Source organism: Streptomyces reniochalinae, from assembly GCF_003323735.1.
Classification (GTDB): Bacteria; Actinomycetota; Actinomycetes; order Streptomycetales; family Streptomycetaceae; genus Streptomyces; species Streptomyces reniochalinae.
Map to the genome: position 1 here is coordinate 1 of NZ_QOIM01000022.1, position 23,993 is coordinate 23,993.

A 23,993-nucleotide genomic window follows, 5' to 3' on the forward strand; every position below is an offset into this window, starting at 1 on the left:
TCACCGGCGGGTCCAGCCTGCCGAAGGACGACATCGAGCGCATGATGCGCGAGGCCGAGCAGTACGCGGAGGAGGACCACAAGCGCCGCGAGGCCGCCGAGACCCGCAACCAGGCCGAGCAACTGGTCCATCAGACCGAGCGCCTGCTGGCAGACACGGACGACGGCGCGGTCCCCGCCGAGACCCGCTCCGAGGTCGCGGGCGCCCTCGACGATCTGAGGGCGCGGCTGGCCGAGACGCCCGAGAACCCCGCACAGGCGGCGCAACACACCACGGTGCTGCGTCAGGCGGTCGAGCGCACCACCGCTGCCGCCCAGAGGGTCGGCACGGCGATGTACGCCCGCGCCAAGGAGCGCCAGGAGGACGTCCCCGGCTCCGCCGGCGGCCGGACGGACGCCACGCAGCCGGGCGAAGGGCAGGACGGCGCGCGCGAGGAGGACGTGGTGGACGCCGAGGTCGTCGACGATGAACCCGGCAGCGACGAGCCGAAGGGCGGCCCCGCCTCGGGCGGCTGAGGCGCCCGAGGCCGTGCGTCAGCCGCCGAACCATCCGGCGGCATCCAGCCGGAACCCCGCCGGGCCGACGACGCTCTTCAGCGCGTCCTCCAGCTCGGCCAGCCGCCCGGTGCCCAGGCGGTCGGCCCACTGACCGCGCAGCTCCTGGAAGACGGCAGCCGAGAGCGTCAGCGCGTCCAGCCCGCGCGGAGTGAGCCGGACGAGCTTGCGCCGCGCGTCCTGAGGGTCCGCGACCCGCTCCGCGTAGCCGAGGGCCGCGAGCCGGTCGACGGTCTTGCCCGCCGCCTGCTTGGAGACCCCCAGCCGCCGTCCCAGCTCGCTCGCGGTCACCCCGTCCGGCCCGATGGCCTGCATCGCGAAGCCGTGCGCAGGGCGAAGGTCGGGGTAGCCGTGGTCGGCGAGCTCCGTGTGCAACTGGTCGATGAGGGTGCGGAATCCGGCGAACAGCAGCAACGGCAGCTCGAACCCCCACCGCTGAGAGGGTTCTCCCTCGACAGAACCGACAACCTGGTTTACCTTCTCTTCGACAACCACGTTGACCACCCTAAGGGGGCATTTCCGCGTGCCTGAAGCGACGTCCGCCATGCGCACCGAGCTCAACGAGTTCACCGACCTCACACCGCAGACCGCCCCGGCCGCCTCCCGCCCCCTCATGGAGGCCACGAGCCGACGGCTCGGCTTTCTTCCCTCCGCGGTGGCGCGCCTGGCCGCCTCCCCGCGCACCCTGGAGAGCTTCACGAGGATGAGTGCAGCGTTCGAGGACACCACCCTCGACCCGCTCGCCCGCGAGACCGTCATCCTGGCCGTCGCGACCCGCAACGACTGCCGGGTATGCGTGCAGATGCACACCCGCAAGCTGTCCGCCCTGGGTGCCGGAGAAGAGCTGGTGGAGGCACTGCGCGACGGGCGGCGTCTCCCCGACGAACGCCTGGAAGCCGTTCGTGTCTTCACGCACGGCGTGCTCGACCGTGCGGGGGATGTCGACCGCGAGGTGCTCGACACCTTCCTCGGGTACGGCCACACCCTCGAGCAGGCCCTCGAAGTCGTCCTCGGTATCGGTGTCTATACGCTCTCCACGCTGGCCAACCGGCTCACCGGCGCCCCCGTCGACCCGCAGATGGAGCCTCGGGCGTAACCGCGGCCCGGCCGCCCCCCGCCGAACCGTCAGGCGGGGGCCGGGCCGGCCGCCCGGTGCCTCCACGCGGCGCACCAGGTGGATCCTTTTGCGGCTCACCCTGTGGCTGCGTCGCGGCTCACCCTGTGGGCTCTGCTGCCCAACTCTGCGGCTCACCGGGCGGGCCCTGTCGCGGCCCACTCCGCGGGCCACCGGGCGGGCCCCGTGTGGTCAGCCCGCGAGGGTCCGTACGGGCAGCAGGCAGTGTGCGGCGGAGGACATCATTTCCTCGCTCACGTACTCCCTCAGTGCCTGCTCGCCCACCGCGGCGCCCGAGGGGGCTTGCGGCCACGGCGTCGTCGCCAGCATGAAGTAGACGCGCCCCCGCTCCCGTGCGGCGGCGACCCACTCCGGCGGGGCCGGATACTGGGCTGTCAGCTTCGGCATGGTCAGCGCCGCCTGGCCGCCCTCGACGATCAGCGTCACCGGGAACCGCCGTCCCGCCGCGGCCGCGTCCACCGCCTCGGTCCCCACCGGCAGCCCCGCCTCCTCCGCGAGTCTGCGCATCGCGGCGACCGTCGCCTCCCGGCCCCCGGCGCCGTCGCCGAGCGAGTAGACGAGCAGAAACGCCATGTCCCGACCGTCCCCGTACTCGCCCGCCCAGCCGAGGACGGTGAGGGTTCCGAAGTCGCGCTGCCGGGTGCCGCCCTGGGCGGCCTGGGGGGAAGTCATGGACCGGCACCCTAGCGGCGCAGGAGGCTGTTCATCGTCCCGGAATCACCCTGAATGACCACTGTGAAGACGCGAACACGCCTCAGGGGGCACGCTCGTTCACGCGTGCGTCGCCACCGCGTTGACGTCCGTCGTTCCGGCCCTCGTGGGCGCCACTCGCGGCCGGGACGCAGGTGGAACTCCGCATCATGGCTCGACTACCGTGTGCGTTTACACGGTCACAACGCGTCTTTGGACGCTGTGTCCGTGCTCCGTGCGACTCCTACTCGGTGGTGACACATGCTCAACTCTGCACACGCCCGCCACAAGGCGCCCGCTCGCCGTACCCGTGTCCTGATGCGGACTGGACTGCTGACCACGGCCCTCGGCGTAGCTCTCGGCACGGGCGGGCCGACCGCGATGGCCGCGGAGGGGAGCGAGGCGCCACGAAGCGGCGGCGGCACCGCGGCCGCTGCTGTCAGCAAGGGACTGTCGGCTCCCGTCAGGGAGACGACACGGGGCACAGGCGTGGCGGTGGGCAGGACGCTGGAGACGGTCAACGACCTCCAGATCAACCCGCTGGCCAACACCGGAACGGACCCGCTGGACAACTCCGTGGGCACCCAGGTCGCCGACTTCAAGCCAGTGAGCACCGCGGCCGTCACCGGACCCCTCGCGCGCGGGGCCTCCCTCGGGGAACTGCCGCTCGTCGGGCCGGTGACCAGCACCCTGACCGAGGCGTTGCCCGGCTGACCCCGGCCGTGCCGACACGGAAGAAGCCACCGGCAGGGTGCCGGTGGCTTCTTCCGTGTGGTGTGCAACGGGCGCGTGGCCCGCCGGCTCAGTTGTTGTTCTCGCCGTTCGCGGACAGGGCCGAGATGTCGTCCAGGATGTGCGACAGGGAGTCGTCGCCCTTGGCCTGCGACGAGTTGTCCGAGCACTGCTGGTTCTGCGGGTTGTGCAGAACGTTGATGTCCTGGACGGCCACGTTGACCAGGCCGACGACGGAGCCGACGTTGACGTCGGCCGGCAGGCCGACGCAGGGCTTGTTCAGGGTGCCCTGGACCGCCTGGAACTGCGGGCTGCCGTTGCCGTGGGTGGCGGCGTTGCCCATGCTCTGGTCGGCGCCGTTCCCGTTCACCGTGGTGGTGCCGGTGTCGTTGCCGGTGGCGAACGCCTGCGGGGCGGCCAGCGCGGACATGCCGACGAGCGAGACGGCCACCGTGGCGGTGGACAGAGCCTTCTTCATCATAGGTTTTACCGTTCCTCTTCGAAGAGTGCGGAAGTCTGGGACGCCGGGTTCAACTGTCGACCGTCCTCTGAGTTGTTCTTTTTCACCTGAATGGTGAATATTCCGTGACCGGGGAAAACCCGGGTCGGCCGATCGGGCTCACTTCGTCAGCGGCAGTCCGCCCAGCAGATTCTGGTCGCTGGTCAGCTCGCCGTCCCGCAGGGTGTTGCCCACGGCGTCCTTGAGGGCGTCCACCTGCGGGCCCGCGACACCCACCGGGGGCTGCGCGAGCAGCTCACCGCTGGCGAGAGCCTGGTCGAGGGAGCCGTTCAGGCTGAAGTTCGGCCCCGCGGCGGGCTGGGCGGCGAAGGCGGGTGTACCGGCGCCCAGAGCCATCACGGAACCGGCGAGGGCGGCGGCTGTCTTCATGTACTTCATGGGGTGCTTCTTCTCCCGGAAGATGTCGGAGGTTCCAGGGCGCCCTGCTAACGACCCACTCGTCGGCCGGAAACTCGTCCGCCGGAAACGAGGGACGCGCGGACGTGACCCCCGAAGAGCGGACCGCCCCTGGACATGCGAACTCGCGAACTGATGAACCCACGGATGTGAGAACGCGTGAACACGGCGGGCGACCCGGATTCGCGGACGGGTTCTACGGTCCTGCGGGAGACCCTGGAATCACAGAATCGCGGAACAGCCCGGGGGCCGTTCCGCGATTCAGGGGTCGGCGTCTTCCCGCGAGGGGACCTCTCTCCGAGAGGGATGTCTCCCGAGAAGAGACGCCTTTCCGTAAGGCACGCCTTTTCCTCAAAGACGCCTTACCGCGAGGTATCAGACCCGGTTCCGTGCTGCGCGGCGGTAGAGCACCGTGCCGCCCAACAGCGCGCCGAGGCCGAGGACCGCGGCGCCCCAGGGGCCTTCCGCGCCGGTCTCGGCCAGCATCTCGGGGGCTTTCTCCTCCTGCTGAGGCGCCGCCTGCGGGGCGGCCTTCTCGACCGGAGCGTCGGCCTGTACGGCGGGCTTCTCGGCCTCCGGTGCGCGCGGCTCCTCCACCGGTTCGGCGGGCTTCTCAGGAGTGCGCTCGGGCGTGCTCTCTTCCTGCTTGGGCGGCTCCTCCTCCGTCCGCTGCGGGGGGTTCTTCGGCTCTTCCTCGGGCTCGTGGTGCTGCGGAGGCGCGTGGTGGCCGGAGGGCTCGTTGACGCACGAGTTGCCGAACGCCGGGTTCAGCACACCGACGACGTCGACGGTGTTGCCGCAGACGTTGGCCGGCACGTGCACCGGAGCCTGCACGGCGTTGCCCGACAGCACGCCGGGGGAGCCGGCGGCGCCACCACCGGCTCCCGCGTCGGCTTGTGCGTACCCGGCCGCACTGGCGAGCACTCCTGTGGTGGCGGCCGCGGTCAGGAGACTCTTCCTCAAGACCTTTCGCATGGTCTCTTCCTGCTCTCAGTCTGTTGCTGAAGGTGCGGACGGGGCGGACACGCTGAACTTCACGTCCCCCTGGTCCGCACCGTGGGAAACCGGACGGCTCCGGTACGCAGGCTCGACGCCCAACGCACCGGAGCCGGTCCGAACTGGTTCCCGCACACGAGGGCGGGGGGCGTCAGTCGCTGACGCAGGTGTTGCCGAACGCCGGGTTGAGCAGACCGATGACGTCGATCGTGTTGCCACAGACCTGGACCGGCACGTGCACCGGAACCTGGATCACGTTGCCCGAGATGACACCCGGGGAGTTCGCGGCGCCACCCTGGGCGCCCGAGTCGGCGAGAGCCGGAGCGGCGGCGGTGCCCAGGGCCATCAGGGTGCCGGCGGCAACGGTCGCGACCTTCGTGTACTTCACGTGGGAGTCCTTTCTCAAGCGGGTTTCCCTGGACCACGGATTTCGTATGTCCACGAGTGCTGGCTGATCGCCCGCAACTCCGCTGTCGTCCTTCGTAACGAGGCCGCGATCCGTACGACACGAGTTATGCCGAATTCCCCGGTCTCTCCCTCGGATGGCCTAATGTCCGCGTCGTATCCGTCACTCGCAAGGGGTGGCGAAACGCTTGTGCGTTCCGCCGTCGGAACCACCCGCACATGGGCGTAGGGCCCGGGGCGTGTACGCCCCGGGCCCTGTTGCCCGCGTTCCGCTCAGGTCGCGGTGGGAAGCCGCCTCAGATCGCGGCGGAGAACCGCCTCAGCGGTTGCCCTCCCCGTTCCCGGAGATGATGGGAAGGTCGTTGAGAACGTGCGAGAGCGGCTCGTCACCCTTGGCCTGGGTGGAGTTCTCGACACACTGCTGGTTCTGCGGGTTGGACAGCACGTTGACGTCCTGGACGGCAACGTTGACCAGGCCCACCAGCGAGCCGGCGTTGCCCTTCAGCGGCAGACCGATGCAGGGCTTGTTCAACGAACCCTGGATCAGGGCGAACTGAGGGCTCCAGTTCCCATAGGTCGCGGAGTTGCCGTACATCTGGGCCGCGCCGTTGCCGTTCACCGTCGTGGTGCCGTGGTCGTTGCCGATGGCCGAGGCCTGCGGGGCCGCCACGCCGACGATGGCGGTCGCGGCGGCGGCCGTGGCCAGCGCGTTCTTGATCATTGATAGTCCTCCTGAAGTGGAGCTCGACGCGGAGCGCACTGGACAACTGAGCCGCACGGTGTTGGTTGCGCACGTTCACCCGGACGACGAGTGACGCGCGCCAAACGTCGGTTCATCGTTCCGGGTGACAACTCCACCCGCGCGGGTGGTCCGTCGGCCGATCGGCGGAAGCGCCGACGAGGCCGTGCCCGCTCCCGAATCCACGCGTTCACCAGGCCACGGCACCGGGCCGGTGCCGCCAACGACCATGGCCAGGAGCACACATGAAGACCACGAAGAAGGCCGCCTGGACCCTCGCCGCCGCGGGAGCGGCCGTCGGAGCCGCCTCGGCGCCCGCCTTCGCCGACGCCGGAGCCGCCGGGAGCGCGACCGGTTCACCCGGCGCGGTCACCGGCAACGACGTCTCCGTGCCGCTCACCATCCCGGTGAACGTCGTGGGCAACACCCTCGACGTCGTCGGAGTACTGAACCCCGCGTTCGGGAACCGCGGCATCCACGCCTGACCACCGTCGCCACCGCTCGCAGCGGCGGCCCGTCTGCCCCTGGAGCAGGGTGGCCGGCACAACGAGTCGACACGGAGGGGCCCGCCCTCCCCCTCCCAGATGTCTGTCCGGGGTCGCCCGGTCTCTCCGGCCGCCCGTTCGGGTCAACTCCTGCTGCCGTACGGCACGGCGGGCGGTATCCCTGGAGACGGGACGTGCGCAGGCGGAGCGCCGCGGCGTGCGGTCCCGGAAGGGAGTGCGGCCGTGACCGGGACCGTTGTGGTGGGCGTCGACGGCTCAGCGTCGAGCCTGGAAGCCGTGGACGTCGCGGCGCGGGAAGCCGAACTCCGCGGCGGTTCGCTGCACGTCGTCCACGCGTTCGTCTGGCCCACGATGAAGGTCCCCCTCGGGCCTTCCGTGATGGGCCCGCCGGAGGGCGGCTTGCGCAACCTCGCCCACAAGACCGCCGAACAGGCCGCCGCCAGGGCCAAGAGTTCCCGGCCCGCCCTGGAGGTCACGCACGCGGTCGTCAGCGGCGACCCGCTCTCCGTCCTGACCACCGAGTCCCGTGGCGCCGCACTCGTCGTGGTCGGGACCCGGGGCCTCGGCGGCTTCACCGGACTGCTCGTCGGCTCCGTCGCCGTCTACCTGGCCGCGCACGCGGAGTGCCCCGTTCTCGTCACGCGAGGCAGGAAACACCCCACAGGCCCGGTTCTGCTCGGAGTGGACGGTTCCGACGTGGGCGACCCCGCTGTCGGCTGGGCTTTCGAGGAGGCATCGCTGCGCGGCGCGGAACTCGTCGCGATGCACAACTGGAACAACTGGAGCGGCCCCATCGCAGCGGGCCCGGGCATTCAGGTGCCCACCTACTACGACGTCGACCTCTTCCGCGCGGAGGAGGAACGCGTCCTGTCCACGGCCCTCGCAGACTGGCAGGAGCGGTACCCCGACGTCGCGGTGACGCCGCGCCTCGTACAGGAGTACACCCGGCAAGCGCTGCTCTCGGCGAGCGAGGACGCCCAACTCCTCGTCGTGGGCGCCCGCGGCCGCGGCGGTTTCACCGGGCTGCTCCTCGGCTCCGTCAGCCAGGCCGTCCTCCACCACGCCGAGTGCCCGGTGGCGGTCGTACGGGCGCATCGCGAGCACGGTCGGGGACATGGGCATGAACACAGCCACGGGCACGGAGCCGGGCACGAGGGGCACCGTGCGCGAGGGGCGGGCCGGTGGCACCGCCATGACGGTGAGGGTCATGGCAATGAGGGGCGTGACGGTGGCGGTCATGACGGTCATGGCGGTCGCGGTGGGGGGCCCGCGGACTGAACGCCGCCGACGAGGCCCGCTGCTTGCGGAGGTCGCCTCCCGTGCCACGGGTTGGCGGGTCGAGGAGAGAGCCCGAAGGTGCGTGGAAACACGCGTCGAAGTCGCCCCGCGCGGCGACGCGGGTACGTTGGCCCCCCGGCGTCCCGTAAGCGACCATTCCTCCATGGACACCGCAAAGCTGGAACTGGCCGCGAAGCGCTACCACGAGGCGGAGGAGGCCTTCAACGCGGCGGGCCTCGACCTCCAGGCGGAGGCCGTCGCCCTCCTCCGAGACCCTGACGACCCCACCGGCGTCCACACCACCGTCGCCGATGTCACCGGCTGGACGCCGGGATACGTCCAGCAGCTCCAGGCGGTGGCCGACGCCGAGGAGGAACCCGCGCCCTGACCGCTCTGACGGTGAGCGGTTCAGCGAGGCCCACTCCGACCCCGGCCCCGATCCTGTCCCCGCACCCGCCCTCTCTCCCGGCCCCGGAAGGCGCGGAGGACATCGGCGAGAGCTTGGAGGATCGCGGGCCGGTCGGCGGGCTGGGTGCCTGCCAGGGAAAGGACGGTCATGACGATGAAGGCCACCAGCGCGGTGACCAGAGTGACGGTGATGGGCCAGACAGCAAGGGCGGGGTACATCAGTCAGCGCTCCCATGCCTCGGTGGCTGAGGACGACCCCCGCCCGACCGTCCCGGCCGGCTGAAACCGAGCTTCCATGCGTGTGATCAGGGGTCTTTCCACGACTATGACGCATACTCCGGCCCCGTTTCGGCACCTCGCACCCGGCTCTTTCCGTGCCGTCGAGCGCTTCCCGACACCCGCCTCACCGACACCACGCTGAGCGGCCGCTGACGTGTGCCCCGTCAGCCGGACCGTCCTCGCCCCACCGTGCCGGGACACGTGCGCCAACTCGCGCCCTCCGCCGAAGAGATGTTCCCTGCCCTGTTCTCGCCCTTTGCGCCTCCGTCCGACCGCAGCCGCACACCCCGAGCGCCGGGACGCTTCTGCTCCACCCCACGCCGGGTGCCTGAGCGTCCAACCCGCCGCTGTGCTGCCGGGCCCCGGAACGTACTCCGAGAAGGTGAGCCGGCACCTCCGTGCGGCGCGCGTCTGCGCGCACGGCAGGGACCGGTGCCGCTGGCCTTCCCGGGCGTCACCAAAATCACCGAGAAGGAGGCTGGAGAACCGAAGCTCGGACAGCGGGGGAGGGCGAGTACGGGCCGGTGGGTCGGGTGGGAACCGGTGGGTCGGGCGGGGACAGGCATCGGGGAGCCCGAGCGCACTGGGAGCCTGCGGCCGAGCGCCGACGGACGTGTTGTGCTGCACGAGGAGGACATGTGGCGACCGAGACCTTCTGCATCGACAAGCGGTCCTTGCGGGATCTTTTGGGTCGGTCGAGGCGGGGAACATCCAGCTGCCGAGTTCCAGCGCGGCTGGGTCTGACCCTGGCCCTGACGCCATCTCGCGAGTCTGCTGACCTCGGTCTCCCTCAACCCGATCGGGACCGTCATGCTGCTCGGCTGCTCGATACGGCGGAAAAGTCTGCTTCAAGTGCAGGCCGTTCGAGGGCGCGCGGTCACCAGTGAGCAGGTGCGGTGCGGGGCGTTACTGGCATGAGTGCCGCTCCGCCTGGGAAGCACCCGGGTACGCCTCCTGCGAGAGGTCTCCAACACGACTTCCTCCAGGCGGTCACGCTCCTCGCCACCGCCGAGCGGCGGCGTCGAGAGGCAGAGCCGGCCGGTACGGACGAGGGCGACCGCCTGCCGCGTATCGGCTGCAAGCTCAAGGACATGCTCGCGGCTGCAAGCTCAAGGACATGCTCGCGCTGGGCCTGGAGGACTACCGCCGATACGCGCCCGATGTCGTCGGTGGCTTCGATCCCGCCGCCACATTTCTGCGCCAGCAGTTCGTCTTCGATACGCGTTTCCTGCCGTACGGCGCACAACTGATTCCGCCGGCCGCGACCTTCGCCCTCGCCGGCAAGGACGCGAAAACCGCGGGTGCGCAGGACAACTCACTCGCTGGTACGGGTGCGGAGTTTTCGGTGAGCTGTACGGCGGCACAACCGAGACACGGTTCAACCTCGGCCTCCCCGACGTCGTCGACTGGATTCGCGGATCGACACACGAACCTCGAACCGTCACACAGCCCCAATTCGCTGTGAGCCGCCTGCTGACCCGGCAGAGCGCCCCGTACAGAGCATCTACGCGCTCCTGCTCAAGACGGGCGCCGCGGACTGGCGAACGGGAGAGAAAGACGTCATCAGCATGGACGCGCTGACGCACACCCTCCGTCAGCTCTTCATCGGCCGTTGACCATGTCGAAGCCGGGTGCGGTCGGCCGGTCTTCGGGCGCCACGCGACCGGGATGTGCTGCCGTGAGAGCCAGGGCTTCGTCCAGCGACTCAGCTAGAGCAGTCTCTCCCACCCCCTGGGCAAGAGCCCGGAAGGCGATCGCGAAAGCGCGCATGAGGTCGACCACGACCGCCACGGACGGGACGTCGATACAAGCCCGGCGACGCCGACGAAACGGGAGTCCGAGCTGATCACGATCGCGCGCGCTGCGCATCCCAGCGGCGACGTCCCACAGCATCCGCCCGCCCACACGACAAACGCCCCGCAACCAGCATCCAACCTGGTCACAGGGCGTTTCAGCACTTCAGTCGAAGTACCCCCGGCAGGATTCGAACCTGCGCACACGGCTCCGGAGGCCACGGAAGCGCCGGGCGGCGGGCGAACGCTGACCTGCGGGGGAGAGGTGTAGTTCGCGCCGGATGACCAAGATCATTACGCCATTGCTACGTGAACGGCCTGCCGGGTTCGCGACGGGGCCGGTAGCGTCGTAGCCATGGTCTCGGATGGGTCGGACGGTGGCGAGTCGAGTGCGCGGGTAACGGAGTTCACCGAGGAGAGTGGGGGCGTGGTTCTCCGGGAGGCGTGCAGCTCGGCCGGCCTCGACTCCGGGGGAGCGGAGCTGCTGCGGCTCGGGTCCAACGCCGTGTACCGGCTGTCGACCGCTCCCGTGGTCGTCCGGATCGCGCGAGACACCGAGGCCCTGGAAGAGATGCAACGGGCCGTGGGCGTCGCACGGTGGCTGGAGACGGAAGATTTCCCCGCCACCCGGGTGCTGAGTGACGTGGAACAGCCGGTCCTGATCCGCGGCCGGGTCGTCACCTACTGGGAGAACCTCCAGGACGAAGTCGAGTACGCCCGCCTGGACGAGCTGGCCGACCTGCTGAAGCGGCTGCACTGGCTGGAGGAGCCGAAGTCGCTCGGGCTGCCGTACTTCGATCCGTTCGCCAAGGTCTGGGACTCGCTGCGTACGCTCGACAGCGTCGCGGACGCAGACCGTACGTTCTTTGAGGAGCGGGCCGGAGAGCTGACCAAGGCGTACGACCGTCTGGACTTCGTACTACCTTTCGGCATGATCCACGGAGACGCCAACGTCGGAAACTGCCTCCGCGACCGGAGCGGACGCGCGGTCCTCATCGACCTCGACGGCTTCGCGCTGGCTCCCCGGGAGTGGGATCTGGTCCTCACTTCGCTCTACTACGAGCGCTTCGGCTGGCACACGCGGGCTGAGTACGAGTCCTTCGTGCACCACTACGGCTTCGACCTCATGAACTGGCCGGGCTACCCGGTACTGGCCGACGTGCGCGAGCTGATGATGACGCTGTGGCTCGGACACCAGGTGACGAGTAGCAAGGAGTCGGCGGAGGAATTCGCGCGGCGTATGAAGACTCTCCGGTCGGGTGCGAGCCGCGCCGATTGGAAGCCGTTCTGACGAGAGGTGATCACTTATGGCAGACGTCCACGTTCGCATCGGCGAGTACCGGAAGAGCTACCACACTGATTCGGCCTGTCCGCACCTCAACGGCAAGCAGAAGACATACGGGGGTCAGGAGACGATGCCCGAAGCGCGGGCCCAAGAAATGGGGCTCACCTCTTGCCGGAGCTGCAAGAGGTAGCAGCCCTCTACGGCTCAGCCAGCTTTCCGGCCGCCAGCCACAGCCGGTGTTCCGCTGCCTGCTCACGGAAGCTCCGTACGACAGCGGTCTCACGTGGTTCCGTAAGGTGCTGTCGAAACTCGGCGAGATAGCTGACACATCGCGCTGACTTGAGCTGTTCGCCGAGGTCAAGCGCATCAAGGGCTACGCGGCATGCCTCCTCGGGATCTCCGGCCCGAAGATGCGCATCGGCAAGGACCATCGTCGCGAAGAAGTCGCTCCTTACGGGGCTGCCGCTCATGGCGTTCTCGGCATGGGCTACTGCTCGGCGTGCGCTGTTCACGTCGCGGAAGCAGTGGGCGGCCTCGGCTGCCAGCTCGGCCTCGTCGAAATAGGTGATCCACTCCGGCTCGTCGCCGCTGTTGCGGGTTTCCAGCGCTCTGGTGGCCTCGCTCAGGGCAAGCTCACACGAGCGGGCGTCACCAGTACGAGCCAGCGCGCGTGCTTCCATCGCATGGAACTGGGCCGTCAGCGTCGGTGTCGCCACTCCCGCGATTCCCATACGTGCGGCACGGGCGAGCGTCGCGGCCTCGGTGTAGTTGCCGAGGAACGTGGCCTGGTGGCTCATCGCGGAGAGAATGCTCCCCGCCAGCCGGCGGTCGTCGCCGTCCTGGGCGAGGCGGAGCGCCTGGAGGAAGTACCGCTGAGCCAGGCCGTGATGGCACGCGTCGTACGACATCCAACCTGCCAGCAGCGTGGACTCCGCGACGGTGGAGAACAGGGCTCGGCCGACGGCTTCCGTGTACTGACCCGTGAGCAGCGGCGACACGTCCTGGCTGAGGTACTGGACGACGGCCTGTCGCGCGTGTTCGCCCCCGAACCGGTCGTCCATAGCGGCGAACATGTCGCTGGTGGTCTTGATCATCGCTACGTCGGCCAGGCCCACCCGGGTGCCAGTCGCACGGACTGTAGAGGGGAATGACGGCTCGGGTGCGACCAGCCATCGCAAGGACGCCTCGCTCCACGCGTGCTCTGATGCCTCGGAGAGCAACAGTGGCTCGTATCCGTGCAAGTCTGCACGCCACAACTGGCTGACGGTCTGAAACGCGTCCTCCGGGCTCGGCGGGTAGCGTGTCTCCATCAACCGGGAATCCTGGCCTGCGTTGCTCAGCCCCAACTCGGCGGGAGCAATGCCCAGCGCTTCGCAGAGCAGCGCCCCGTAGAACTCGTCAGGCACGCTGTGCCCGTTTTCCCACGTCGCGATGCGGCGTTTCACGCTGGCATCGGACGGGAGTGCTTTCCCATGGCGCTTCGCGCATTGCCGCAGTTCGCTGACCAGCCGGAGCTGGCCCCATCCGCGGGCCTTGCGAGCCTCGCGGAGAAGGTCGCCGCAGGATCGGTTCGCTTCCGTGCTGATCACCTCCCCAGACGGCCGTTCGCGTAGGTCGGCCTGTGCGCCTCTCCGAACTTACGGAATGTGGGCGGCTGTTGTCTGCTCGTAATGCCCAGATGGTTGGGTGCGTCGCCAGGTGCTCCGGGGTGACGCGGATGCTGGGAGCACGTCACCCCTCGTCACCTCTCGTCATCTGCCCAGCTCAGCGGGGTAGAGCCCAAGGTGGTTCCAGCGAGGCCAACAGGCTGAGCTTGGACCAACTGAGGTGACTCGCCGTGCAGATGATGACAAGAAGGGGACTTCAGTGGATCTCCCACGCGTCCGATGACCCGGAAGTGTGCAGGGAGTACTGGGCGGTTGACCCCAGGCGCCCCTGCGCGCTACCCGCCGGGCGCTTCTTCGACGTCGTGGTTGTCGGACAGCGGATCGGACTGGAGACGTTCGACCAGCTCCAGCGTCACGGAATGCCGCTTGGGCCCGTCATGGCGGACCGTGCATCCGAAAAGGTCGGCTTCTTCGTCCCCACTTGGGCCTGTGACCCGTTCAGCCGCATGGTGCGGCAGGAGTCGTCGGGCGAAGCGCCGGAGTACCGCTACCTGGGAGAGGGCTCCGTGGTGGTCGTCCCCGGACCGATGCCGCTGACGGGAGACCGCCACATCTGGCTTCGGGCTCCCATACGACGCCCGGAGGCGTCTCCTGCACGGATTACGGCACTGGCGGCGATGTTTGTGGCCGCGTCGTCCGTGGTGGCTCGGGCCGACCGCTACGGTCGCGAACAGTCTGCTGCCTCCACGGACGGGGAGGCCACTCATGCCGGCTGAGCACGAGCAGGGCGGTGACAGCGCGAGCTGGTCCCCCATCGACAGCGAGGAATGGTACGCAGCGCGCGACGCGGTCTCGGGCCTTCGCGACGTACTGATCGCTGCCGGGATGGAACGCGACTTCCCGTACCTGCGTGCCGACCTGAATGCCTTCGGACACGGGCTGATCGAACTCGGCCGCATCGCGCCGGAGACGGCGGAGCGACTGACGGAGCTGCTGCGGCGGGCACTGGAGAGCACGTACGACGTGCCGGGCACGGGCACGAACAGCCGTCAGCAGCGGAACGACTGAGCAGAGCGGATGAGGTGGACGACGTGACGGACCCCATGGGCGTATGCGCGCGACCTGCGGATTGCCTCACCCCAGGTGTGGCTTACGTACGCGGTTGGGCGGAGGGTAAGCGTGGCGCTGATGGCCTCGCGGAGATGCTGCGCGCGGTCGGTCTGGAGGTGGACCTACCGGGGCTCAAGGCAGACGTGAACGTCTTCGGGGACGGCGTCGTCAATCTCGGTGCGGTAAGGCCGGACGCGGCACGGCTGCTGGCCGACATGCTGACGAGTGGGCTGATGGCTGAGATGGCGTGGCGGGAAGATGGCCGGCCTGGGCTGGGAGGGGCTGCTGACAGTTCAGCGGCTTAACTCGGTTCGGTGAACAAGCGTGCCAAGCAGTGCAGGTGGCTCGTCGTCGGCCGGGACCGGCGCCCAGCGCCGCAGCCCGAGCCGAAAGACGGGCCACCTTCTTTTCGGCTGAGCTATGAGCTTGGGAACCACGGGTGGCTGAGGAGGAGTTGGAGCGCTGAGCTGGGCGGATGGTGCTTCGAGAGCAGGCGCTGGGCGCTGCGTGATGACCACTGTTGACCGCGTTTCGCCGGTCGTTCTGGTGCGCATCTGGTGCGGATGTGGTGCAGCGCTGGCGGACAGGCTGGGTTGGGCCTCTCGTTGCGACCTACGGGCGGGGCGCACGCGACTCTGGAGGGACCCGACGCGGCTGGGACTCGCCCGGCCGTCCCCGCCTTCGGCAACCGCATCGGCCGGTAATACCCCGTTGCTGGTCGTGGATACGGCTCGTACCATCACGCTGACTTGCGTTGACGGCGAGGGGAGCGGTGTGGGCGACCCGAAGCTTCACCATTATGTTCCGCAATTCTATCTGCGTCGATTCGTTGACTCAGTGGAACGCTTGTGGGTCTGGGATAAGACCAGTGATAGGGTGTTCCGAACGCAGCCGAAAGCTATAGCCGCTGAGACGAATTTCTACTTACTGCCCGAGTTGGCTGAGCATGGCTACGACCCGGTCGAGCTGGAGAGGCAGTTTGCGGACCTTGAAGGGCAAGTATCCGCAATCACGGGGCAATGGCTCGAATGGATTCGACACGGGAATCCGGGCGATTCGCTACCTGTGCCAGATGTGAACCGAGAAATAGTCAGCCTTTTCCTGGCCCTTCAATCTTTGCGGACGGCTGACGCTCGCTCTATTTTGGTGGCCTTCTCTGCGCTACACGGATATGAAGTTAGCTCCGATGAGGAGATCAGGTCTCTCCATGCTGAAGTACTCTGGAGTGACGATCTGATCTCCCGGTTTGCCGACCGCATGAGCAGGTGTGCTTGGGTTTTTGCCTTAAATGAAACTTCGGCACGCTTCGTAACGTCCGATAACCCGTTGGCCTTCAGGACGTCCGACAACCGAATGTGGGTCAAGCCTGGGAATCTCAGCAAAGACGCTTACGTAGTATATCCACTCGCCCCAGATGTGATCATGTATTGCTATCCCGACGAGGGGGCATGGCATAATGTGAATATCTCTCGCTTCGACTGTAAAATTTCGCCGGTAGCACTAGTTGAGGAAATGGTTCAGAGTGAGAACTCTGCCCAAGTCTTCATGGCGTCCCGGTTCGTAATCTCCAGCCAAAATTCCTTTTCTTTCGAGCGGGAGTTCGCGAAAACTATCGGTACTGATCGGTATGCGCCGCCGATCGAAGAATAACTGTCTAGGTGCACGTGATCACGCGGTCGGTGGAGCGGCTTTGGCGCGCGAGAGTAGGGCAGGTAACTGCTGTTGACCGGGGGCCATCGTGCGTTCTGGTGCGCTGTGGTGCGGGGCTGACCGGAGGGTGCATGTTCAGTTTGCAATCTCCAAAAATATCAGTCAGCGGGGGTCATAGAGGTTTCCGTGATGCCCGTCAGATGGACTGCCGGTCAGGGGCGGCTGTTGCTGCTGTACTTCGTTGCTGCACTGGATCCGATTCGGAGTTGTTCGGCTCGTTTGCGGTGGTGGGCACCATTTTCCAGAATTGCTAGTCGAGAAGCCTCATTACCCTAAGCGCCTCTGCGCCGGAGCTTCCTGCGTTGCGCAATTCATTTGCCGCTTCGTCGCTTTTTCGGCTCAATTCATAAGCGTGCTGTCTAGTGAGAGGAAGTCCGTCTAGCGCGAGATGCAAGGCCGCGTATCGGCGCTGTTTCTCGATTAACTCGATGGGAATGGAGCTGCTTTCGCTTTTCGGTATCGCCAGTGCAGTTTGGATTACATCCACGAGTGCCTGTCCTGGCACGTAGTATATATTTTCCATCGCATCACCGTCCGGATCTTCTGTCGGCTGCACACTTTCCACCAACTCTGCCGGGACATCCAGGTAATGTTGAGCCGCCCAATGCAGGTCCGGCTCCGATAGGGCGCGAGAGATTGCAGTGCGATCCCAGATGGCTAGCGTGCATCCGTCGAGGGATAGTTCCTTACTGAGAGCTATTCTCTTGCCGGATGGGATGGGTTGACTGGAGAAGAATACGATCCGGTCGAACCTCCGATCCGAAGATGCGGCGATCCTTGTCGCATCGCTTTTTATCTTTTTGACGTACTCTTTTTCTAGACTGCAAGCTAAGGCCACAGTTGCGGTGGTAGCCCGGAGAGAAAACCACGTGGAGACTTCGTACGGAAGACTACTCTCGAAGCTTTCTGCATCCCTTCCTCCGTCGCCGCCTGCACTCACCGGGCCAGTAGCCACCAGGAAATTGGTGGCAATGCGGCGTCGTGCAATTTCTGTACAGAGTCGTTCAAATCGATGATGCTCATTTCGTGAGGCTAGTTGACTCAGGTAGTAATCAATCATTTCGGAAAATTCTGCCGTGTTCATCTGGGTGAAGTTCTCTCGCTCTCGCAAACCTGGCCGGGCGGGGTTGATGATTCTGCCAGTGGTACGAGGTCGGTGGAGCGGCTTTGGGCTGGAGCTGCTTTGGCGCGAGAGATCAGGGGGCCTTACGCTCGCCAGCGGATCGGGCAGCCTCTGCCTGCCCGCGTAGTGCCCGATCGGCCCCCTGATCTTCGAGGCTCGCGCCAAAGTGGCTGCCTAAAGCCGTGGAGCCGACCGCCCCAGCCACGACGTAGCCCTCTCTGACCTCAAGTGCCGGCTCGCTGCTGCCGCGCGTCGCGGCGGGGGTGTGCCGGAGCGGGGCGGAGACAGGAGCGGCGGCGCGGCACCGCCGGGCCGCGCGCGCCGAGCGGAGCGAGGCGCCTTGAAGACGTAGAGAAAGTCTGAACCACATCCGGTCAGAGAAGATACGTCAACTCCAAGTCGTCGCCCGGTAGATGCAGCTCTTCCAGAGCGAGCGGTTGACCCTCAGAGTTGCGTGTGACCCGGAGGAGCTGGAGGAGCGGGACGCCATCCGGCAGGCGCAGGGACTCAGCTTGGTCCGGCATTGGCATGCGAGTGCGGACGTACTCGGTGAAGTGAAGTTCATGACCCAAGGCGGTCAAGGCTCGGTACAGGTCCGGCGCGGGAGGCGGGGGCTCCTCCTCGAACTTGGTGCCGACCAGTACGGAGAACGGCACGTACGTCCGGTGGAGCTGGCGGAGCGGACTCCCCTCCGCGGTCTGGAGTACGTCATACGTGAACAGCGGTTCTCCCGGTGGCACGCGGAGAAGGTCCGCTAGGGCGACCGGGGCGTCTGTTCGGGTGGCCGTGGGCTCCTCGGCGTTGGTCCAACGCATGCCGTCTGCCTCGACGTATCGACCGTCGGGCTCCCGGCGTACGCCGCGTGGGCGCGTCAGGCTCGGGCGGCTATGGGGGGAGCGGACGAAGCCGCCGCGGCCAGCCATGACTTCGACCAAGCCGGAAGCTCGTAGCTCGGCGATGCCCTGCCGCACTGTCGGGCGCGTGACGCTGAACTGCTTCGCCAACGTCTCCTCTGACGGCAGTGGCTGGCCCGATGGGTAAGTGCCGTCCATGATGCCGGCCCGCAAGTAGTCAGCGATCTGCCGGTACTTGGGCTGCTTCTGCTGATCGCTGGCCCTCTGCGATGACATCTGACTCCCCGAATCGCTGGTCAAGCCTCTGCTGTCTTGATCCGGAGACGAATCGTCTCCGAACGGGGACAGCGTCTCTCATCCCAACACGGTTGACAACCCGTACTACGGGTGGCCACTCTGGACTCGCGCAACCCGTACTACGGGTTGTTAAGCAACCTGGAGGAAGGGCCTCCGGGTGCGAGAGACAAGGAGTTCAGACAGTGGTAGCTCTACCGATCGATACGGCGAAGTTCACGGGGATCATCTGCGCCGTTGCCCCTACGCCGCGCATCGCCAACCGCGAGACCGGGCAGATTCGCGTCGACCGGGACACCGGCCAGACCGTCTATCAGGTGGGCCTCTGCCTGATGTCCGGGAGGTCGGCCGACGTCGTCACGGTGAACGTGCCGGGGGAGCCGTCGGGTGTGCAGAACGGGGTGCCCGTTCAGGTCCGCGACCTGGTGGCCACGCCGTGGGAGAACGAGGGGCGACACGGCGTCTCGTTCCGCGCCACCGAGATCAAGCCCCTCACGGCTCCGGCGGCCTCGTCCGGCTCCGGCTCGTCGGCGACGGCGCCCGGGAAGGGGGCCGGACAGTGACTGTGATGGCCTCCGCGAATTCGGCGGGGTCCGCCTCGTCGGGCTGGGTTCTCGTGGCGGCCGTGTCGCTGGTGTCGGGTCTGCTTCTGGCAGGCCCGGCCCTGCGCCGCCACTATCCGGTGGCCTGGTGGGTGTGCCTCGGGTTTCCGGTCGTGTGCATACGAGTGGCGCGTACCTGGCGGCCGTTAATGGCAGGCTGCGGACTGGCCGTGAGTCGTAAGGCGGCGTTGACGGTCGTCTCCGGGCTCGTCGGCAACGGAGCGCCTCCGCCCCAACCTCGGGTTCCTCAACGGGGGCTCGTACGGCCGAGTCGGGGCGGCTTCTGGTTCCTCGTCCGGCTGCTGCCGGGGCAGGTGCCGGAGGACTTCGTCAAGGCGGCTCCGGCTATGGCCCACAACTGGGAGGTGCACGCGGTCCGCGTGACGACCTGGAAGCCCGGTCTCGTTCGAGTGGTGGCTGCGGTCAGCGATCCGCTCAAGGCGCCACAGGTACCGAATCAGCGCGGGGCGGATCGGCTGCTGCGCGTCACCGTCGGGGCGGTGGAGACCGGTGCTCAGTGGGTCATCGACCTGCGGAAAGTGCCGCACTGGCTGATCGTGGGAGCTACCCGTTCCGGTAAGTCCACGCTGATCAATGCGCTCGTCGCGGGCCTCGCTCGGCAACCGGTGGCCCTGGTCGGTATCGACTGCAAGGGTGGGATGGAACTCTCCCTCTACGCGCCTCGGTTGTCCGCGCTGGCGACCAATCGCACGCAAGCAGTCGAGCTTCTCGGGGCTCTGGTCGACCTGACCTTGGACCGGATGAACGTCTGCCGTGCGGCCAGGGTCCGCAACGTCTGGGGGCTCCCGGAGGACGAACGTCCCGTACCGATCGTCGTGATCGTGGACGAGTTGGCGGAGCTATTCCTGATCGCCAGCCGCAACGAGAAGGAAGAAGCACAAGCGACGAGTACGGCTCTCATCCGACTCGCTCAACTCGGCGCGGCACTCGGTGTGTTTCTCGTCGTCGCCGGGCAACGGGTCGGCTCGGACCTCGGACCGGGCGTAACGGCTCTCCGCGCTCAGCTTGCCGGCCGAGTCTGCCATCGGGTGGCCGACCCCGGTACGGCGGAAATGGCGCTCGGTGATCTCAACCCCGATGCGCTGCATGCCGCGCAGGCGATCACGCCCGAACAGGCCGGTACGGCAGTCCTTGCCTCGGCCGATGGCTGGGACCGTGCCCGTTCCCACCTGGTCTCGGAAGCGGAGGCAGAGCGCGTGGCTGCCGAGTACGCACACCTCACGCCCTACGTACCGGAACTGGTCACAGCGGGGGGCGGGACCTCGGCGGACGACGTTCCCAGCGTGCGGCTCGAACGACTCGACGGCGAAGAGACCGAGTGAGAGAGGGGGTGGATCACCGTGATCGTTTCCGTATCCGTCGTGGTGCTGCTCGGCCTCCTGATCTGGTTCCTGCTGCGCATCCGGTACTTCCGGTGGGCCGAGGTGCTGATCTGTTCGACCTTCGGTTTTCTCCTGGCAGAGACCGGCGCCGGACCTGTCGTCCAGGAGGTCCTGGACGGCCTCGGCGGACTCCTCAGCCAACTGAGCTGAAAGGAGGCGTCGCCCGAATGATCTCCACGAATAACGGTTCCCGACGGGGCGCGAAGTCGCCAAACCCGACCCCGCCAGGAACCCACTCCATCCGCCACGTCAGCAGTGAAAGGAGCAGTCTCACTTTGTCCACTGCGCATCGATCGCGCAAACCGTCGCGCCGTCCCTGGTGCGACCTGAAAGAGGACGACTACCGCTCGTGCCAGGGACGCGAACAGGTGATGTTGGCCGACCGTGAGGGCGCTGAACGGCGCGTCTGCCCGGGCCACGCTGCCTCGCTCTGGCTGACGAACCCGAGTCTGCGCTTCTCCGCGAAGACTCCGCCGGAAGCCATCGCCGCAGTGATGCGGCAGGCGTTCGGAGGTGGCCGATGACTGAGGTCCGTGAAGCAGTCTCGGCGCTTGTCGAGCGCGCTGGGCGGTCGGACTTCGACGGCTGGCGGCGCAACATTCTCCGCCTTGGCGGCTGCACCAACCCTGTCCACCTCGTCGGCTCCGCCGGGTACGTGGACACAACCACCGGGGTGGCGCTGCACGCGTACACCTCGGAAGCCCTCGGTGGTCGGCTTCTGGTCGCGTGCGGCAACCGCCGGGCAACGGTCTGCCCGACCTGCGCTCAGCTCTACCGCGCGGACACTTACCAGCTCATCCGGGCCGGACTCGTCGGCGGCAAGGCCGTTGCGGAGACGGTGAGCGGGCACCCCCGGCTGTTCGCCACCCTCACCGCTCCGAGCTTCGGCCCGGTGCACTCACGACGGGAGCGGGGCGGCCGGGTGCTGGCCTGCCGTCCGCGGAAGGCGGGGGAGCGGTGTCCGCATGGCGCTCCGATCGGGTGTCACATTCGGCACTCGGCGGACGATCCGCAGCTCGGTGAGCCGCTGTGTCCGCGCTGCTACGACTATGCCGGCGCCGTGCTCTGGCAGGCGCAATCCGGTGAGCTGTGGCACCGCTTCACGCTGGAGCTTCGCCGTGTGGTGGCTCGGCGTGCCGGGCTGTCTCGTACGGCGCTGGCGGACTCTGTGCGTCTCTCATACGCCAAGGTGGCGGAGTACCAGCGGCGGGGCCTCGTCCACTTCCATGCCGTCGTCCGACTCGACGGTCCCGACGGACCAGGGGAGGCGCCTCCCCACTGGGCGACGGTGGCCCTCCTGTCGGACGCGGTGCGGGAGGCCGTCGGCCGAGTACGGGTGGTCGCGCACGGCGCTGACGTGGTCGGTTCGCGCGTGCTGCGGTTCGGTCGGCAGCTGGACGTTCGTGCCGTTCCGGCGGCCGAGTCGGCGGACTCGCTGACCTCGTCGGCAGTCGCTGGCTACATCGCCAAGTACGCCACCAAGGGCGCCGAGTCGGCCGGGGCTGTCGACGGGCGTATTCACCACGGCAAGGACCTGGCCACGCTGCCCGTGCGGGATCACGTCCTCCGCATGATCGGTACTTGCTGGTGGCTCGGCGCGCTGCCCTCCTTCGAAGAGCTGAGGCTGCGGCGCTGGGCACACATGCTCGGTTACCGGGGACACTTCTCGACCAAGTCCCGCCAATACTCGACCACTCTCGGCGCGCTGCGCTCGGCCCGAGCGGAGCATCGTGCGCGCGAACAGCGGTCAGCACTGGACCTGGACGAGCGGGACGTGGTCCTCGTCGGCCAGTGGCGGTACGCGGGGCGCGGCTACAGCCCGGAGGCGGCTCTCCTCGCGACCTCGGTCCGGGAAGGCGGTGACCGGCATGGTGCTTAACCGCACAGAGCTACTCACCGTTCGGGACGTCCTGGACGAGTTGGGCGGCGTCTCTCCGCGCACCTTCTACCGCTGGCGGGAGCTGCGTACCGCTCCACGGTGTATCCGCCTCCCCAACGGCGAGCTACGGGTACGCAGGGACGCGCTGGAGGAATGGCTGGACGACCGGGCGGAGGGGGCGACATGAAGTCGTACAAGGTATCCGTCTGGAAACTCACCACGAACCGGATGACCAAGAAGCCGACCTATCTCGTCCGCTGGTCTGTCGACGGGCAGGCATTCAGTGAGTCGCACAAGACGAAGGCACTCGCCGACCGCTTCCGGGCCAAGCTGCTCCGGGCGGTCGACAAGGGCGAGCCCTTCGACACGGTGACCGGGTTGCCGGACGCCCTGCGGGGAGGCAGGGCCGCACTGAGCCTGTTGGAGTTGGCGATCAAGTATGTCGACCGCCGCTGGTCGACTGCTTCAGCGAAGCAGCGGGAAAGCATGACGGACGCCCTGGCGGTCGCCGTTCCGGCCCTGACGAAAGCGATGCGCGGACAGCCCGAAGTGCGCTGCCTCCGCCGGGCGTTGCGCTCGTACGTACTGCCGACCCATCGGCGCGAGTGTGAGCAACCGAACGAGATCACGGCGGCTGTTCGCTGGCTGGAGCGGGCCTCGCTGCCCGTCGCGGAACTGGCGGACATCGAGCAAGTGCACACCTTGGTGGATGCGCTCGGCCGGAAGCTCGACGGCAACCCTGCGGCCAACCAGACGTATCGGCGTCGTAGGGCGGTCACGTACAACGCGCTGGAGTACGCCGTGGAGCTGGAGCTGCTGAGCGCCAATCCGCTCGACAAGGTACGGCGGAAGCGTGGGCAGCAACCTGTGCAGGAGGTCGACAGCCGTGTCGTGGTCAACCCGCGGCAGGCGCGGGAGCTGCTCACGGCTGCTACTTACGTCGGCGGGTGGAAGCGGGCGTCCGGGCGTCGACTGCGGGCCTTCTTCGGCTGCATGTACTACGCGGCGACCCGGCCTGGAGAAGCGCTCGGTCTCCGCCGCTCTGACTGCCACCTTCCTGCCAAGGGATGGGGCCGCATCACGGTGGAGGAGACGCGACCGTCGGCCGGGAAGTCCTGGACCGATAGCGGCGAGGCGCACGACCGGCGCGGCCTTAAGCAGCGGAGCGCGGGTGAGGTGCGTATCGTCCCGATCCCGCCTCCGCTGGTGCGGATGCTGCGGGAGCACCTGGACGAGTTCGGCGCTGCTGACGACGGCCGGATCTTCCACAGCGAACGGGGCAACGTGGTGGCCTCGTCGTCCTATTACCGGGTGTGGACCCGGGCCCGGGAGTTCGGCCTGCTGGCGGAACAGGTCTCCTCGGTGCTGGCGGCCAAGCCGTACGACCTGCGGCATGCCTGCGTGTCCCAGTGGCTCAACTCCGGGGTACCGGCACCGGAAGTCGCCAGGCGGGCCGGCCACTCGGTGGAGGTACTGCTCAAGATCTACGCCAAGTGCATCGACGGCCAGGAGGCCGAGATGAACGAACGGATCATGAAGGGTCTGGGAGAGGAGGAAGCGACGGACTACGAGTGAGCAGCGAGTGAGTGTCTGACTGAAGCCCCGGAGAGATCCGGGGCTTTCGTCGTGCTCGAAACCGCTGCGCCGGGGTCCTCGAAAAGCGGCCCTGACCTGCCGCGACAGCGACCAAGATCA

28 protein-coding genes, 1 tRNA gene and 1 pseudogene are annotated in these 23,993 nt (G+C 67.6%); 18 read left to right on the plus strand and 12 right to left on the minus strand.

Going from position 1 to position 23,993, the window contains the following annotated elements; all coding sequences use genetic code 11:
- The coding region (locus tag DQ392_RS03620) for an Hsp70 family protein (RefSeq protein WP_147266487.1) at window positions 1-515 on the plus strand (515 nt) is incomplete at its 5' end.
- Window positions 516-533: 18 nt separating this feature from the next.
- Here the strand turns inward: DQ392_RS03620 and DQ392_RS03625 are convergent.
- Window positions 534-1,049 carry a MarR family winged helix-turn-helix transcriptional regulator gene (locus DQ392_RS03625; RefSeq protein WP_245981161.1) on the minus strand — a complete coding sequence of 172 codons (516 nt, stop codon included), beginning with the start codon at window positions 1,047-1,049 and terminating at the stop codon, window positions 534-536.
- 118 nt (window positions 1,050-1,167) lie between these two features.
- Here DQ392_RS03625 and DQ392_RS03630 point away from each other — a divergent pair, with 118 nt between their 5' ends.
- Entirely contained in the window at window positions 1,168-1,650 is a 483-nt protein-coding gene (locus DQ392_RS03630; protein ID WP_114014143.1) for a carboxymuconolactone decarboxylase family protein, read from the plus strand.
- Between the two features lie 210 nt (window positions 1,651-1,860).
- Here DQ392_RS03630 and DQ392_RS03635 read toward each other — a convergent pair whose 3' ends face one another.
- A complete protein-coding gene (locus DQ392_RS03635) occupies window positions 1,861-2,361 on the minus strand; it encodes a DUF5949 family protein (RefSeq protein WP_114014005.1) in 501 nt (166 codons plus the stop codon).
- A 336-nt stretch (window positions 2,362-2,697) separates the two neighbouring features.
- On the opposite strand from DQ392_RS03635, the gene DQ392_RS03640 reads away from it, so the two are divergent.
- The gene (locus DQ392_RS03640; RefSeq protein ID WP_245981162.1) at window positions 2,698-3,093 is read left to right on the plus strand and encodes a hypothetical protein; all 396 of its coding nucleotides are present in this window, start codon (window positions 2,698-2,700) and stop codon (window positions 3,091-3,093) included.
- Window positions 3,094-3,181: 88 nt separating this feature from the next.
- Here DQ392_RS03640 and DQ392_RS03645 read toward each other — a convergent pair whose 3' ends face one another.
- The 5 genes from DQ392_RS03645 to DQ392_RS03665 all read right to left on the minus strand — a co-directional run bounded on the left by DQ392_RS03645 (window position 3,182) and on the right by DQ392_RS03665 (window position 6,149).
- Entirely contained in the window at window positions 3,182-3,592 is a 411-nt protein-coding gene (locus tag DQ392_RS03645) for a rodlin (RefSeq protein ID WP_114014007.1), read from the minus strand.
- Window positions 3,593-3,730: 138 nt separating this feature from the next.
- Window positions 3,731-4,009 (minus strand): hypothetical protein, encoded by a 279-nt coding sequence (locus DQ392_RS03650; protein WP_114014008.1) that lies wholly within the window; start codon window positions 4,007-4,009, stop codon window positions 3,731-3,733.
- Between the two features lie 393 nt (window positions 4,010-4,402).
- A complete protein-coding gene (locus DQ392_RS03655) occupies window positions 4,403-5,002 on the minus strand; it encodes a chaplin (protein ID WP_114014009.1) in 600 nt (199 codons plus the stop codon).
- Between the two features lie 172 nt (window positions 5,003-5,174).
- Window positions 5,175-5,411, minus strand: coding sequence for a chaplin (locus DQ392_RS03660; RefSeq protein ID WP_027735637.1), 237 nt, complete (start codon window positions 5,409-5,411; stop codon window positions 5,175-5,177).
- 336 nt (window positions 5,412-5,747) lie between these two features.
- Complete coding sequence (locus tag DQ392_RS03665; protein ID WP_114014010.1) at window positions 5,748-6,149, minus strand: rodlin; 402 nt, start codon at window positions 6,147-6,149, stop codon at window positions 5,748-5,750.
- A gap of 263 nt (window positions 6,150-6,412) precedes the next feature.
- On the opposite strand from DQ392_RS03665, the gene DQ392_RS03670 reads away from it, so the two are divergent.
- The 5 genes and pseudogenes from DQ392_RS03670 (at window position 6,413) to DQ392_RS35010 (ending at window position 10,103) form a co-directional block, all read left to right on the plus strand.
- Window positions 6,413-6,652 (plus strand): chaplin, encoded by a 240-nt coding sequence (locus DQ392_RS03670; protein ID WP_114014011.1) that lies wholly within the window; start codon window positions 6,413-6,415, stop codon window positions 6,650-6,652.
- A 243-nt stretch (window positions 6,653-6,895) separates the two neighbouring features.
- Window positions 6,896-7,765, plus strand: a pseudogene (locus DQ392_RS03675) (universal stress protein); the annotation flags it as partial.
- Between the two features lie 349 nt (window positions 7,766-8,114).
- Window positions 8,115-8,339 carry a hypothetical protein gene (locus tag DQ392_RS03680; RefSeq protein ID WP_114014013.1) on the plus strand — a complete coding sequence of 75 codons (225 nt, stop codon included), beginning with the start codon at window positions 8,115-8,117 and terminating at the stop codon, window positions 8,337-8,339.
- Window positions 8,340-8,507: 168 nt separating this feature from the next.
- The gene (locus DQ392_RS35760) at window positions 8,508-8,642 is read left to right on the plus strand and encodes a hypothetical protein (RefSeq protein ID WP_281272951.1); all 135 of its coding nucleotides are present in this window, start codon (window positions 8,508-8,510) and stop codon (window positions 8,640-8,642) included.
- A 1,113-nt stretch (window positions 8,643-9,755) separates the two neighbouring features.
- On the plus strand, window positions 9,756-10,103 hold the full coding sequence (locus DQ392_RS35010; protein ID WP_245981163.1) for a hypothetical protein: 348 nt from the start codon (window positions 9,756-9,758) through the stop codon (window positions 10,101-10,103).
- A gap of 137 nt (window positions 10,104-10,240) precedes the next feature.
- On the opposite strand, the gene DQ392_RS36375 is transcribed toward DQ392_RS35010, so the two are convergent.
- Window positions 10,241-10,531, minus strand: coding sequence for a 2-phosphosulfolactate phosphatase (locus DQ392_RS36375; RefSeq protein WP_484421971.1), 291 nt, complete (start codon window positions 10,529-10,531; stop codon window positions 10,241-10,243).
- Window positions 10,532-10,607: 76 nt separating this feature from the next.
- Window positions 10,608-10,669 (minus strand) — tRNA-Ser (locus DQ392_RS34290).
- 117 nt (window positions 10,670-10,786) lie between these two features.
- Here DQ392_RS34290 and DQ392_RS03695 point away from each other — a divergent pair.
- Entirely contained in the window at window positions 10,787-11,722 is a 936-nt protein-coding gene (locus tag DQ392_RS03695) for a phosphotransferase family protein (protein WP_114014015.1), read from the plus strand.
- Between the two features lie 191 nt (window positions 11,723-11,913).
- Here the strand turns inward: DQ392_RS03695 and DQ392_RS03700 are convergent, their stop codons facing one another.
- Window positions 11,914-13,305, minus strand: coding sequence for a helix-turn-helix domain-containing protein (locus tag DQ392_RS03700; protein ID WP_114014016.1), 1,392 nt, complete (start codon window positions 13,303-13,305; stop codon window positions 11,914-11,916).
- 254 nt (window positions 13,306-13,559) lie between these two features.
- On the opposite strand from DQ392_RS03700, the gene DQ392_RS03705 reads away from it, so the two are divergent.
- From DQ392_RS03705 to DQ392_RS03720, 3 genes are all read left to right on the plus strand, one after another.
- Window positions 13,560-14,099, plus strand: coding sequence for a bifunctional DNA primase/polymerase (locus tag DQ392_RS03705; RefSeq protein WP_245981176.1), 540 nt, complete (start codon window positions 13,560-13,562; stop codon window positions 14,097-14,099).
- Entirely contained in the window at window positions 14,089-14,391 is a 303-nt protein-coding gene (locus DQ392_RS03710; protein ID WP_114014018.1) for a hypothetical protein, read from the plus strand. The genes DQ392_RS03705 and DQ392_RS03710 overlap by 11 nt, the downstream gene beginning before the upstream one ends.
- Before the next feature lie 816 nt (window positions 14,392-15,207).
- Window positions 15,208-16,083 carry a DUF4238 domain-containing protein gene (locus tag DQ392_RS03720; RefSeq protein WP_181856262.1) on the plus strand — a complete coding sequence of 292 codons (876 nt, stop codon included), beginning with the start codon at window positions 15,208-15,210 and terminating at the stop codon, window positions 16,081-16,083.
- A 310-nt stretch (window positions 16,084-16,393) separates the two neighbouring features.
- Here DQ392_RS03720 and DQ392_RS33980 read toward each other — a convergent pair whose 3' ends face one another.
- Both DQ392_RS33980 and DQ392_RS03725 read right to left on the minus strand, forming a co-directional pair.
- Entirely contained in the window at window positions 16,394-17,227 is an 834-nt protein-coding gene (locus DQ392_RS33980; RefSeq protein WP_181856263.1) for a hypothetical protein, read from the minus strand.
- 413 nt (window positions 17,228-17,640) lie between these two features.
- The gene (locus DQ392_RS03725; RefSeq protein ID WP_245981164.1) at window positions 17,641-18,420 is read right to left on the minus strand and encodes a GntR family transcriptional regulator; all 780 of its coding nucleotides are present in this window, start codon (window positions 18,418-18,420) and stop codon (window positions 17,641-17,643) included.
- Between the two features lie 179 nt (window positions 18,421-18,599).
- On the opposite strand from DQ392_RS03725, the gene DQ392_RS03730 reads away from it, so the two are divergent.
- From DQ392_RS03730 to DQ392_RS03760, 6 genes are all read left to right on the plus strand, one after another.
- Window positions 18,600-18,977, plus strand: a complete 378-nt coding sequence (locus DQ392_RS03730) for an SCO3933 family regulatory protein (RefSeq protein WP_114014021.1) — start codon at window positions 18,600-18,602, stop codon at window positions 18,975-18,977.
- Window positions 18,978-18,982: 5 nt separating this feature from the next.
- Complete coding sequence (locus DQ392_RS03735; RefSeq protein ID WP_425470474.1) at window positions 18,983-20,359, plus strand: FtsK/SpoIIIE domain-containing protein; 1,377 nt, start codon at window positions 18,983-18,985, stop codon at window positions 20,357-20,359.
- A gap of 18 nt (window positions 20,360-20,377) precedes the next feature.
- Window positions 20,378-20,569, plus strand: a complete 192-nt coding sequence (locus DQ392_RS03740) for a hypothetical protein (RefSeq protein ID WP_114014023.1) — start codon at window positions 20,378-20,380, stop codon at window positions 20,567-20,569.
- Window positions 20,570-20,939: 370 nt separating this feature from the next.
- Window positions 20,940-22,298 carry a replication initiator gene (locus DQ392_RS03750; RefSeq protein ID WP_114014025.1) on the plus strand — a complete coding sequence of 453 codons (1,359 nt, stop codon included), beginning with the start codon at window positions 20,940-20,942 and terminating at the stop codon, window positions 22,296-22,298.
- A complete protein-coding gene (locus tag DQ392_RS03755; RefSeq protein ID WP_114014145.1) occupies window positions 22,288-22,485 on the plus strand; it encodes a helix-turn-helix transcriptional regulator in 198 nt (65 codons plus the stop codon). Before DQ392_RS03750 ends, DQ392_RS03755 begins: the two co-directional genes overlap by 11 nt.
- On the plus strand, window positions 22,482-23,873 hold the full coding sequence (locus DQ392_RS03760; protein WP_114014026.1) for a tyrosine-type recombinase/integrase: 1,392 nt from the start codon (window positions 22,482-22,484) through the stop codon (window positions 23,871-23,873). The genes DQ392_RS03755 and DQ392_RS03760 overlap by 4 nt, the downstream gene beginning before the upstream one ends.
- Window positions 23,874-23,993: the final 120 nt, after the last annotated feature.

Bases quoted from the DNA above. Each gene is read 5' to 3' on its own strand.
- DQ392_RS03630 (WP_114014143.1), top strand. From the start codon at position 1,168: ATGGAGGCCACGAGCCGACGGCTCGGCTTTCTTCCCTCCGCGGTGGCG.
- DQ392_RS03635 (WP_114014005.1), bottom strand. From the start codon at position 2,361: ATGACTTCCCCCCAGGCCGCCCAGGGCGGCACCCGGCAGCGCGACTTC.
- DQ392_RS03640 (WP_245981162.1), top strand. From the start codon at position 2,698: ATGCGGACTGGACTGCTGACCACGGCCCTCGGCGTAGCTCTCGGCACG.
- DQ392_RS03645 (WP_114014007.1), bottom strand. From the start codon at position 3,592: ATGATGAAGAAGGCTCTGTCCACCGCCACGGTGGCCGTCTCGCTCGTC.
- DQ392_RS03650 (WP_114014008.1), bottom strand. From the start codon at position 4,009: ATGAAGTACATGAAGACAGCCGCCGCCCTCGCCGGTTCCGTGATGGCT.
- DQ392_RS03655 (WP_114014009.1), bottom strand. From the start codon at position 5,002: ATGCGAAAGGTCTTGAGGAAGAGTCTCCTGACCGCGGCCGCCACCACA.
- DQ392_RS03665 (WP_114014010.1), bottom strand. From the start codon at position 6,149: ATGATCAAGAACGCGCTGGCCACGGCCGCCGCCGCGACCGCCATCGTC.
- DQ392_RS03670 (WP_114014011.1), top strand. From the start codon at position 6,413: ATGAAGACCACGAAGAAGGCCGCCTGGACCCTCGCCGCCGCGGGAGCG.
- DQ392_RS03680 (WP_114014013.1), top strand. From the start codon at position 8,115: ATGGACACCGCAAAGCTGGAACTGGCCGCGAAGCGCTACCACGAGGCG.
- DQ392_RS35760 (WP_281272951.1), top strand. From the start codon at position 8,508: ATGACGATGAAGGCCACCAGCGCGGTGACCAGAGTGACGGTGATGGGC.
- DQ392_RS35010 (WP_245981163.1), top strand. From the start codon at position 9,756: ATGCTCGCGCTGGGCCTGGAGGACTACCGCCGATACGCGCCCGATGTC.
- DQ392_RS36375 (WP_484421971.1), bottom strand. From the start codon at position 10,531: ATGCTGTGGGACGTCGCCGCTGGGATGCGCAGCGCGCGCGATCGTGAT.
- DQ392_RS03695 (WP_114014015.1), top strand. From the start codon at position 10,787: ATGGTCTCGGATGGGTCGGACGGTGGCGAGTCGAGTGCGCGGGTAACG.
- DQ392_RS03705 (WP_245981176.1), top strand. From the start codon at position 13,560: ATGATGACAAGAAGGGGACTTCAGTGGATCTCCCACGCGTCCGATGAC.
- DQ392_RS03710 (WP_114014018.1), top strand. From the start codon at position 14,089: ATGCCGGCTGAGCACGAGCAGGGCGGTGACAGCGCGAGCTGGTCCCCC.
- DQ392_RS33980 (WP_181856263.1), bottom strand. From the start codon at position 17,227: ATGAACACGGCAGAATTTTCCGAAATGATTGATTACTACCTGAGTCAA.
- DQ392_RS03735 (WP_425470474.1), top strand. From the start codon at position 18,983: ATGGCCTCCGCGAATTCGGCGGGGTCCGCCTCGTCGGGCTGGGTTCTC.
- DQ392_RS03750 (WP_114014025.1), top strand. From the start codon at position 20,940: ATGACTGAGGTCCGTGAAGCAGTCTCGGCGCTTGTCGAGCGCGCTGGG.
- DQ392_RS03755 (WP_114014145.1), top strand. From the start codon at position 22,288: ATGGTGCTTAACCGCACAGAGCTACTCACCGTTCGGGACGTCCTGGAC.
- DQ392_RS03760 (WP_114014026.1), top strand. From the start codon at position 22,482: ATGAAGTCGTACAAGGTATCCGTCTGGAAACTCACCACGAACCGGATG.